The following is a 10527-nucleotide window of genomic DNA, read 5'->3' on the forward strand; positions in this document are numbered from 1 at the left end:
CTGTTCACTATGCTTATGCTACGGCGTTTTCTTCAAGCTGACGCATAAACTGGCGGACCCAGTCGATCCGCGTTTTACGCTCGCTCAACTCCTGCATGAATTTCAGCCGGGTTGGACCGTCCAGACGGAAGTGCTGCGGCTGCTTTTGCAGTAAACCAATCAGCCAGACCGGGTTGACGTGGTTTTTCTCGGCAAATTCAATGGTACCGCCTTTTTCATTGCCTTCGAGCTTTCTGATCCCCAGTTTCTGCGCCTGCTGGCGTAAACGGGCGATATCCAGCAGCGTACGAGCCGGGTCGGGCAGCAAGCCAAAACGGTCTATCAGCTCAACCTTAATTTCTTCCAGTTCGTTTTCGCCTTTCGCACTGGCAATGCGCTTGTAGAACGACAGTCGGGTGTTTACATCCGGGATATAGTCATCCGGCAGCAGAGACGGCATGCGCAGTTCAACTTCGGTTTGCTGGCTGGTGAGATCTTCCAGTGACGGCTCACGCCCTTCTTTGAGCGCATCGACCGCGTTTTCCAGCAGTTCCATATACAGTGAGAAGCCGATGCTTTCCATGGAACCACTCTGATCTTCACCCAGTAATTCCCCGGCGCCGCGAATTTCGAGGTCGTGGGTCGCCAGCGCAAAACCTGCACCCAAATCTTCCAGCGAGGCGATGGCTTCCAGACGTTTTTGCGCGTCGGTGGTCATCGCTTTCGGATGCGGCGTCAGCAGCCAGGCGTAAGCCTGGTGGTGAGAACGTCCCACACGACCGCGCAACTGGTGTAATTGCGCTAAACCGAAGTGATCCGCTCGTTCGATGATGATGGTGTTAGCGGTGGGGATGTCGATCCCGGTTTCGATAATGGTGGTACACACCAGCACGTTAAAACGCTGATGGTGGAAATCATTCATCACGCGTTCCAGTTCGCGCTCGCGCATTTGTCCGTGACCGATACCAATACGCGCTTCCGGCACCAGTTCAGCTAATCTGTCAGCGGTTTTCTGGATGTTTTCGACGTCGTTAAACAGATAATAAACTTGTCCCCCGCGCAGAACTTCACGCAGGATCGCCTCGCGTACCACCAGGTTGTCGTATTCGCGCACGAAGGTTTTGACCGCCAGACGACGAGCGGGTGGCGTGGCGATAATCGACAGATCGCGCATGCCGCTCATTGCCATATTGAGCGTACGTGGAATTGGCGTTGCCGTCAGGGTCAGAATATCGACATCTGCGCGCATCGCCTTGATGCGTTCTTTGTGGCGCACGCCGAAACGGTGCTCTTCATCGACAATCAGCAGACCCAGATCTTTTAACTTCACATCCGCTTGCAGCAGTTTGTGCGTGCCGATGAGAATATCAATTTTTCCCTCGGCAACTTGCTCCAGAATCTGCGCTTGCTCTTTGGCGCTACGGAAACGGGACAACATCTCAATGCGTACCGGCCAGTTGGCAAAGCGGTCGCGGAAGTTGTCGAAGTGCTGCTGTGCGAGCAGGGTGGTCGGCACCAGCACGGCAACCTGCTTGTGGTTCTCTACGGCGAGAAAGGCCGCGCGCATCGCGACTTCGGTTTTACCAAAGCCGACGTCGCCGCACACCAGGCGGTCCATGGCCAGCGGTTGACACATATCGCTGAGTACCGCGTTAATCGCCTGCGCCTGGTCAGGCGTGGTTTCAAACGGGAAACTGTCGCAAAACAGCTGATACTGTTCACGGTCATGCTTAAAGGCAAAGCCTTCTTTCGCCGCGCGCTGGGCATAAATATCCAGCAGCTCTGCCGCAACATCGCGCACCTTCTCAGCGGCTTTCTGTCGGGCACGTGACCAGGCATCGCCGCCAAGTTTATGCAGCGGCGCATTCTCTTCTGCGCCACCTGCATAGCGGCTGATGAGATGCAGTGACGACACCGGCACGTACAGTTTGGCGTCGTTGGCATAGGTGAGCATCAGATATTCACCGGTTATGCCGCCCGCTTCCAGCGTGGTCATACCGGCATAACGACCCACGCCATGCTCCAGATGCACCACCGGCTGACCGGGATGCAGCTCTGCGAGGTTACGAATTAACGTATCCGGGTTGATGGTGCGACGAGAATCCTGGCGGCGGCGCGCCACGCGTTCCCCAAGCAGATCGCTTTCACAAATCAGCGCCAGATTGCGTTTGCTATCGATGAAGCCGTGCTCAGCTGCGCCAATCATCAGATAACGACCGTTATCTACGGCTTCATCGAGTCGCAATATCCGCTTCGGCGCCACTTTGATACGGGCGAGCAGTTCGCCAAGTGCTTCACGGCGGCCTTCACTTTCCACCGAGAAAATCACCGGACCGGTGAAGCCTTCAAGGAATTTACGTAACGCATCTAACGGCGCTTTTTGCTGTGCCTGAACGGCGATATCCGGCAGCTTCTGGAACCCGAGGTTAGTATTCGCTGCTTTGTTCGCCAGACTCTCGGTTTTCAGTTGAACGCGCGGCCAGCGTTTAAGTTCAGAAAACAGCTCATCAACCCGCAGCCACAGCGATTCCGGCGGCAGAAGCGGGCGCATCGGATCAACACCGCGATTTTCAAAGCGCGACAGGGTATCGGCCTGGAAGCGTTCTGCGCTGGTCTCGATATCACCGGTATTCACCAATAACGTATTGGCGGGGAAGTAGCTGAACAGCGGCGGCAGCGGCTCGCTGAAAAACAGCGGTTGCCAGTATTCAATACCCGCAGGTAACGTGCCTTTGCTGACCTGCTGGTAAATATGTTCGGCGTCGCGTTTCACCTCAAAGGTATCACGCCACTGGCTGCGGAATAGCTCGATGGCCGTTTTGTCAGTCGGGAATTCGTGTGCGGGAAGCAAATTAATGGCATCGACTTCTTCCAGCGTGCGCTGGGTGTCGGTATCAAACAGACGCAGGCTGTCGATTTCGTCATCAAAGAAATCCAGACGATAAGGCAACTCGCTGCCCATCGGGAACAAATCCAACAACGCGCCGCGTGTGGCGTATTCGCCGTGTTCCATGACCTGATCAACATGGCGATAGCCCGCACTGTCCAGCTGTTCACGCAGAGCGTCACGTGAAAGTCGCTGGCCCTTTTTCATGACCAGCGCATGACCGTGCAGATAGCTGTGCGGACAAACGCGCTGCATCAGTGTATTTACCGGAACGATCAGCACGCCGCGCTGCATGGCAGGCAGCTGATACAGCGTGGAGAGCCGCGAGGAGATAATCTCCTGATGGGGAGAAAAGCTGTCGTAGGGTAGCGTTTCCCAGTCGGCCAGGTTCATCACCATCTGGTCAGTAAACTGACGAATTTCATCATGCAAACGCAGCGCATTTTGCATGTCCGGCGCGATCAGGACCACTGGACCCGCGTGATGTTCGGCGATTTCGGCGACCAGCGTTGCGCAGGCGGCACCGGTAAGCTCACCTAACTGGCGCTGATCGCCAGCTTTCGCCGGGAGCGTGTAACGATGTTGTTCAGGCATTCGGTTGTCAGGATCTCGTTTAGATATACATCTGATAAGCAATGTTCTTTATTATCCGTGATCGTTTCTCATAAGCAAATTGATTCGCCCCCTGATGGGGGCAAAAGCGCGTAGGGGTTAGCGCGAGACAGCCGATAAAGAAGGCGGGGAAAAGAGCAGGTCGGCCACTGTTTTTTGTGAAATTTTACGTACCAACAGGCCAAACAAGGTGCACAGTAGCAGGCAGGCGAACGGATACACCAGCAGCAGGGCCAGCTCCGCATATGCAGGCCAGGCGGTATGATTGATTTTGGGGATTAGCGTTAAGCTGAACAGCTCAACCAGAATACGGTGGGTGGTGTAGATGGCGATGGTATTGGCACCAATCACGCTTAACGGGCCGGACTCACGCATACCAAAGCGCAGCTCAAATTGATAAAACAGCTTCATGATCAGCACAATGGAAAGCAGAGAAAGTAATAGTGAGACATTTGCCAGCCACGCGACGACGGCGGCGATTGCGCTAACCAGAACAATGACCGCATGGCGGCGCAGGGGCACCTCCTTGATCCACACCATCAGCGTTGCGCCAAACCATGCACCGAGGCTGTACCAGGGCAGATTGCGAATCACGCTATTCATTCCCCACCACGGCGTCGGGACAAAATTGATCGCCACGCTCAGCACCACAAATAACGCCAACAGCGGCACCGCCCAGCGGCTGAAAATTTTACACAGAACAAAATAGACAATCAGCGCATACAGATACCACAAGCTGGTGCTGGCGGTCAGCATTCCGTGGGTAAAACCCGCGATCGAATCGGCATACGCGGCGTTGGCAGCATGGCTCAGATCGCGCTGTGGGGCCAGCCAGTTATTGAGCGCGACTAACGCCAGCCATTGCACCATTCCCCAAAGCACCAGCACCCAGGCAATGCTCCAGATCCGCTTATCCACGCAGGTGGGCCACGGGACGCTATCAATGTAGCGACGGATCAGATACCCAGAAATAAAGAAAAAGACCGGCATGCGAAACGGCGCCAGGTACAAATTGAGGTAAATCCAGCATTTGCTCAGCAGCTCTGAAAGCGGATGCTGAAAAGTAGTGAGGTGCGGGTAAAACGTGATTACCGAGTGGTAAATCACCACCAGACAAATACATAACCCTTTGATTTGATTAATCCATAGTTCTTTTTTCTTCATCGAGACGGCGTATCCATATTGTTGGCTATAGCCTGCCATCCTGCGCAACCCGCTGTGCGCTGTAATGCGTAACTGTCTGCATTTTGTTTTTTTAAGATAAAGATCAGGGACCCGGGCTGAAGGGTAGAGGGACAACTTTAGCGAATTGATTTATTTATACTTTTAGGAATAGTGCTGACGAACACTTACGGTTCAGTCATTTACCCATTCCGCTTTCGCTTATATACTCGTGACTTTGCTAACAGCAACCAGACGGATTTCATGTACCAACCTGTCGCTCTATTCATCGGCCTGCGTTATATGCGTGGGCGTGCAGCAGATCGCTTCGGTCGCTTCGTTTCCTGGCTCTCCACCATAGGCATTACTCTCGGGGTAATGGCGCTGGTCACGGTGTTGTCGGTGATGAACGGTTTCGAGCGCGAGCTGCAAAACAATATTCTTGGCCTGATGCCTCAGGCCGTACTCTCGTCTGAACAGGGTTCCCTCAACCCGCAACAACTGCCGGAAAAAGCGGTGGTGTTGAACGGCGTCAACCGCGTTGCACCCATAACTACGGGAGATGTGGTGCTGCAAAGCGCGCGTAGCGTTGCCGTCGGCGTGATGCTCGGTATCGATCCGGCGCAAAAAGATCCGTTAACGCCGTATCTGGTCAATGTGAAGCAAACAGATCTGCAACCGGGTAAGTATAATGTCATCCTCGGCGAGCAGCTTGCCGGGCAGTTGGGCGTGAACCGTGGCGATCAAATCCGTGTGATGGTGCCCTCGGCCAGCCAGTTTACGCCGATGGGGCGTTTGCCGAGCCAGCGTTTGTTTACGGTGATTGGCACTTTCGCCGCCAACAGCGAAGTCGATGGCTACCAGATGCTGACCAACATTCAGGATGCCTCGCGTCTGATGCGCTATCCGGTGGGTAATATCACTGGCTGGCGTCTGTGGCTGAACGAACCGTTAAAAGTTGACACGCTGAGCCAGCAAACGCTGCCGCAAGGCACCAAATGGCAGGACTGGCGCGAGCGCAAAGGGGAACTGTTCCAGGCCGTGCGCATGGAAAAGAACATGATGGGGCTGCTGCTTAGCCTGATCGTGGCGGTGGCGGCTTTTAATATTATTACCTCGCTGGGTTTGATGGTAATGGAGAAGCAAGGGGAAGTGGCGATTTTACAAACGCAGGGGCTAACGCCGCGGCAGATAATGATGGTGTTTATGGTTCAGGGGGCCAGTGCCGGGGTGATTGGCGCGCTGCTGGGCGCTGTACTGGGTGCCTTGCTCGCCAGCCAACTGAACAATCTGATGCCAATTATTGGTGTGCTGCTGGATGGCGCTGCGCTGCCGGTCGCCATTGAGCCGCTGCAGGTTATCGTCATTGCGCTGGTGGCGATGGCCATCGCGCTGCTGTCTACGCTTTATCCTTCCTGGCGCGCTGCCGCCACTCAACCCGCTGAGGCTTTACGTTATGAATAAGATCCTGTTGCAATGCGACAACCTGTGCAAACGCTATCAGGAAGGCACTGTGCAGACCGATGTACTGCACGATGTCAGTTTTTGCGTCGGCGAAGGTGAGATGATGGCGATTGTCGGCAGCTCCGGCTCCGGCAAGAGTACGTTGCTGCATCTGTTAGGTGGGTTGGATACCCCGACTTCCGGCGACGTCATTTTTAGCGGTCAGCCAATGAGCAAGCTCTCGTCGGCGGCGAAAGCGGAACTGCGCAATCAGAAGCTGGGCTTTATTTACCAGTTCCACCATTTGCTGCCGGATTTTACCGCGCTGGAAAACGTAGCGATGCCGCTGCTGATCGGCAAGAAAAAACCGGCTGAAATCACCGAGCGCGCACGGGATATGCTGAAAGCGGTAGGGCTGGATCATCGTGCCAGTCATCGCCCGTCTGAACTGTCTGGCGGCGAACGCCAGCGGGTGGCCATCGCGCGTGCGCTGGTGAATAACCCGCGTCTGGTCCTGGCGGATGAGCCAACGGGTAACCTGGATGCGCGTAACGCGGACAGCATTTTCGAGCTTCTGGGTGAGCTGAACCGCTCTCAGGGCACGGCATTTCTGGTGGTGACGCACGATCTGCAACTGGCGAAGCGGATGAGTCGCCAGCTTGAAATGCGCGATGGTCGCCTGACGGCTGAACTGAGCCTGATGGGAGCTGAGTAATGGCTTCGCCTTTATCGTTATTGATTGGTCTGCGCTTTAGCCGTGGTCGGCGGCGCGGCGGTATGGTTTCGTTGATTTCGGTGATATCTACCGTTGGCATCGCGTTGGGTGTGGCGGTGTTGATCGTCGGTTTAAGTGCCATGAACGGATTTGAGCGTGAGCTGAACAACCGTATTCTGGCCGTAGTCCCACACGGAGAGATTGAAGCCGTAAATCAGCCGTGGAATAACTGGCAGGAAGCGCTCGACAAGGTACAAAAAGTGCCGGGTATTGTCGCCGCGGCGCCTTATATCAACTTTACCGGACTGGTGGAGAGCGGGGCGAACTTACGCGCGGTGCAGGTGAAGGGCGTTGACCCGAAACAGGAACAGCGTTTAAGCGCGCTGCCATCCTTCGTGCAAAACCACGCCTGGGATAATTTTAAAGCCGGTGAACAACAAATCATCATTGGTAAGGGTATTGCCGATGCGCTGAAGGTGAAGCAGGGTGACTGGGTGTCGATTATGATCCCTAACGCCAGTGCGGATCATAAGCTACAGCAGCCTAAACGCGTGCGTTTGCACGTGACGGGGATCCTGCAACTGAGCGGTCAGCTCGATCACAGCTTTGCCATGATCCCAATGGAAGATGCGCAGCAATATCTTGATATGGGAACCAGCGTTTCCGGGATCGCGCTGAAGGTTAACGACGTGTTTAACGCCAATAAGCTGGTGCGAGACGCGGGTGAAGTCACCAATAACTATGTTTACATCAAGAGCTGGATCGGCACCTACGGCTATATGTACCGCGATATTCAGATGATCCGCGCCATTATGTATCTGGCTATGGTGCTGGTGATTGGCGTGGCCTGTTTTAATATCGTTTCCACGTTAGTGATGGCGGTAAAAGACAAAAGCGGCGATATTGCGGTATTAAGAACACTTGGGGCGAAAGATGGGTTGATCCGTGCCATTTTTGTCTGGTACGGCCTGCTGGCGGGTCTGTTCGGTAGCCTGATAGGCGTCGTCATCGGGGTGGTTGTCTCGTTGCAACTGACGCCGATCATAAACGGGATTGAGGCGCTTATCGGCCATCAGTTCCTGTCCGGCGATATCTATTTCATTGACTTCCTGCCATCGGAATTACACTGGCTGGATGTGATTTACGTGCTGGTGACAGCACTCGTGCTGAGTCTTTTGGCAAGTTGGTATCCGGCGCGTCGCGCCAGCAATATTGATCCTGCGAGAGTACTTAGCGGCCAATAACAACAATAATACACGACAGCATTCATGCTGCATCAAGGCGTAGCCAACGCAGAGGCATCTTGAAGGATGACGTGTATCAAGGAGCGGTGATGTATTACGGATTTGACATCGGCGGGACCAAAATTGCGCTGGGCGTGTTTGATAAGCAACGTCGTCTGCAATGGGAAACTCGCGTTCCTACGCCTCGCGACAGCTACGACGCTTTCCTTGATGCGGTCTGCAATCTGGTGACGGAAGCGGATCAGCGGTTCGGCATCAAAGGTTCGGTAGGCATCGGCATTCCGGGCATGCCGGAAACCGAAGACGGCACGCTGTACGCGGCCAATGTTCCTGCCGCCAGTGGCAAACCGCTCCGCGCCGATCTCAGCGCTCGCCTTGACCGCGATGTGCGTCTGGATAACGATGCGAACTGTTTTGCTCTCTCCGAAGCCTGGGATGACGAGTTCACCCAATATCCGCTGGTGATGGGGTTGATCCTCGGTACGGGCGTCGGCGGCGGCCTGGTGCTTAACGGGAAATCCATCACCGGGCGCAGCTATATCACCGGTGAGTTTGGTCATATTCGTTTGCCGGTCGATGCGCTGACGCTGATGGGCTTTGATTTCCCGCTGCGCCGCTGCGGATGCGGTCAACTGGGATGCATCGAAAGCTATCTTTCCGGCGGTGGATTTGCGTGGTTGTATCAGCATTACTACCATCAACCGCTGGATGCCCGCGAAATTATCGCGCTGTGGGAGCAGGGTGATGAACACGCGCGTGCCCACGTTGAACGCTATCTGGATTTGCTGGCGGTGTGTCTTGGGAATATCCTGACTATCGTCGATCCTGATTTGGTGGTGATTGGCGGAGGCTTGTCGAATTTTACCGCTATTACGACGCAACTGGCGGATCGACTGCCACGTCATCTGCTGCCGGTTGCCCGGGTACCGCGTATTGAGCAGGCACGGCACGGTGATGCCGGCGGGATGCGCGGGGCTGCTTTCCTACATCTTACCGATTAATACAAAGAGGTTGTTATGCTGTCGCGTCGGGGTCATCGGTTAAGCCGCTTTCGTAAAAATAAACGCCATTTGCGCGATCGCCTGCGTCAACGAATCTTTTTCAGAGACAGAGTGGTGCCTGAATTGATGGAAAAACCAAGAGTGCTGGTACTGACTGGAGCGGGAATCTCCGCTGAGTCAGGAATTCGAACATTCCGCGCGGCGGATGGTCTCTGGGAAGAACATCGGGTAGAGGACGTTGCGACTCCGGAAGGATTTAGTCGAAACCCGGAACTGGTTCAGTCGTTTTATAACGCCCGTCGCCATCAGTTGCAGCAGCCTGAAATCCAACCCAACGCGGCGCATATCGCACTGGCAAAACTCGAAGCCGAGCTGGGCGATCGTTTTTTACTGGTGACCCAGAACATTGATAATCTGCATGAGCGTGCGGGCAGCCAGAACGTTATCCATATGCACGGCGAGCTGCTCAAAGTTCGCTGTTCGCAAAGCGGGCAGATTCTGGAATGGACGGGCGATGTGACCCCGGAAGATAAATGTCATTGCTGCCAGTTTCCGGCACCGCTGCGACCACACGTAGTGTGGTTTGGTGAAATGCCGCTGGGTATGGATGAAATTTATATGGCACTGGCAATGGCAGATGTGTTCATTGCGATTGGCACGTCGGGACATGTTTATCCGGCAGCGGGTTTTGTGCATGAGGCGCGGCTGCATGGGGCACATACGGTAGAACTCAATCTCGAACCGAGCCAGGTAGGCAGCGAGTTTGAAGAGAAGTATTACGGTCCGGCAAGCCAGGTGGTGCCTGAGTTTGTTGAGAAGTTATTGAAAGGGCTGTAACGGCTATCCGGATAATACTGTTTAAGCCTGTACAAGCTGGCGGTCCTCACGCAGGGCCGCCATAATCAAAAATCCTACGATGTAAAAACAACAGATCAGCCCCAGTGCGCTCAGCCACATGGGTAGTCGGGTAATGTAAACCAGGCTGCACGAGATAATCACCAGAATAATTCCGGTATACATGGGGTGCGCAATCCAGGCAAAAATGCCGCGCGTAACCCTTTTTGCACGAGGTAAATAGTAGCCTGTCCATGTGTGGCTCTCCCCCAAATCCCATTTTCCTTTGATGACCAGCGCGTTACCTACGATCGCCAAAATCAGACATCCCCACTCCACCGGACCAATCTGATGACTGAAAAACAGGCTATAACCAAAAACCAGGATCGGTATTAAAAAGGTGAGCCGTAGCAGGCGGGTTGCGGTGACAGGCAGCAAAGGACGAGCGTTTACCGGTTGCTTACGTGGGAGAATCACCAGCGTAAATACGATCAGATTAGCCAACTCAAGTAGCAGCCAGAGCGTTGTCATTGGAAGCCTCAGAAGCCGGCCTGGAATACTGTAAGCATAGCCAGAAACTGGGGAGCGGGAATCAGCCGAAAGGCGTAAAAAGTAGGGATTGGCAGGTAGCAACCCGGCGCAGCGACGCCT

General features: G+C 54.5%; 8 protein-coding genes. 5 read left to right on the forward strand and 3 right to left on the reverse strand.

All coding sequences use genetic code 11. The features are described 5' to 3' along the window. Nucleotides 1–13: 13 nt before the first annotated feature. Both mfd and FDW94_RS21175 read right to left on the reverse strand, forming a co-directional pair. Nucleotides 14–3460, reverse strand: a complete 3447-nt coding sequence (gene mfd / locus FDW94_RS21170) for a transcription-repair coupling factor (RefSeq protein ID WP_008784434.1) — start codon at nucleotides 3458–3460, stop codon at nucleotides 14–16. 117 nt (nucleotides 3461–3577) lie between these two features. Beyond that, nucleotides 3578–4642, reverse strand: coding sequence for an acyltransferase family protein (locus tag FDW94_RS21175; protein ID WP_137378214.1), 1065 nt, complete (start codon nucleotides 4640–4642; stop codon nucleotides 3578–3580). 261 nt (nucleotides 4643–4903) lie between these two features. Between FDW94_RS21175 and lolC the strand changes: the two genes are divergently transcribed. The 5 genes from lolC to cobB all read left to right on the forward strand — a co-directional run bounded on the left by lolC (nucleotide 4904) and on the right by cobB (nucleotide 9879). Continuing rightward, entirely contained in the window at nucleotides 4904–6103 is a 1200-nt protein-coding gene (lolC, locus tag FDW94_RS21185; protein WP_032934420.1) for a lipoprotein-releasing ABC transporter permease subunit LolC, read from the forward strand. Then, on the forward strand, nucleotides 6096–6797 hold the full coding sequence (gene lolD, locus FDW94_RS21190; protein ID WP_003832278.1) for a lipoprotein-releasing ABC transporter ATP-binding protein LolD: 702 nt from the start codon (nucleotides 6096–6098) through the stop codon (nucleotides 6795–6797). The genes lolC and lolD overlap by 8 nt, the downstream gene beginning before the upstream one ends. Then, entirely contained in the window at nucleotides 6797–8041 is a 1245-nt protein-coding gene (lolE, locus tag FDW94_RS21195) for a lipoprotein-releasing ABC transporter permease subunit LolE (RefSeq protein WP_003030804.1), read from the forward strand. Before lolD ends, lolE begins: the two co-directional genes overlap by 1 nt. A gap of 89 nt (nucleotides 8042–8130) precedes the next feature. Further along, complete coding sequence (gene nagK / locus FDW94_RS21200) at nucleotides 8131–9042, forward strand: N-acetylglucosamine kinase (protein WP_020996481.1); 912 nt, start codon at nucleotides 8131–8133, stop codon at nucleotides 9040–9042. 15 nt (nucleotides 9043–9057) lie between these two features. Then, nucleotides 9058–9879, forward strand: coding sequence for a Sir2 family NAD+-dependent deacetylase (gene cobB, locus FDW94_RS21205; protein ID WP_003832281.1), 822 nt, complete (start codon nucleotides 9058–9060; stop codon nucleotides 9877–9879). A gap of 21 nt (nucleotides 9880–9900) precedes the next feature. On the opposite strand, the gene FDW94_RS21210 is transcribed toward cobB, so the two are convergent. After that, nucleotides 9901–10407 (reverse strand): methyltransferase, encoded by a 507-nt coding sequence (locus FDW94_RS21210; RefSeq protein WP_032943030.1) that lies wholly within the window; start codon nucleotides 10405–10407, stop codon nucleotides 9901–9903. Between the last annotated feature and the right edge of the window lie 120 nt (nucleotides 10408–10527).

The organism is Citrobacter sp. wls757 (assembly GCF_005280935.1).
GTDB lineage: Bacteria > Pseudomonadota > Gammaproteobacteria > Enterobacterales > Enterobacteriaceae > Citrobacter > Citrobacter portucalensis.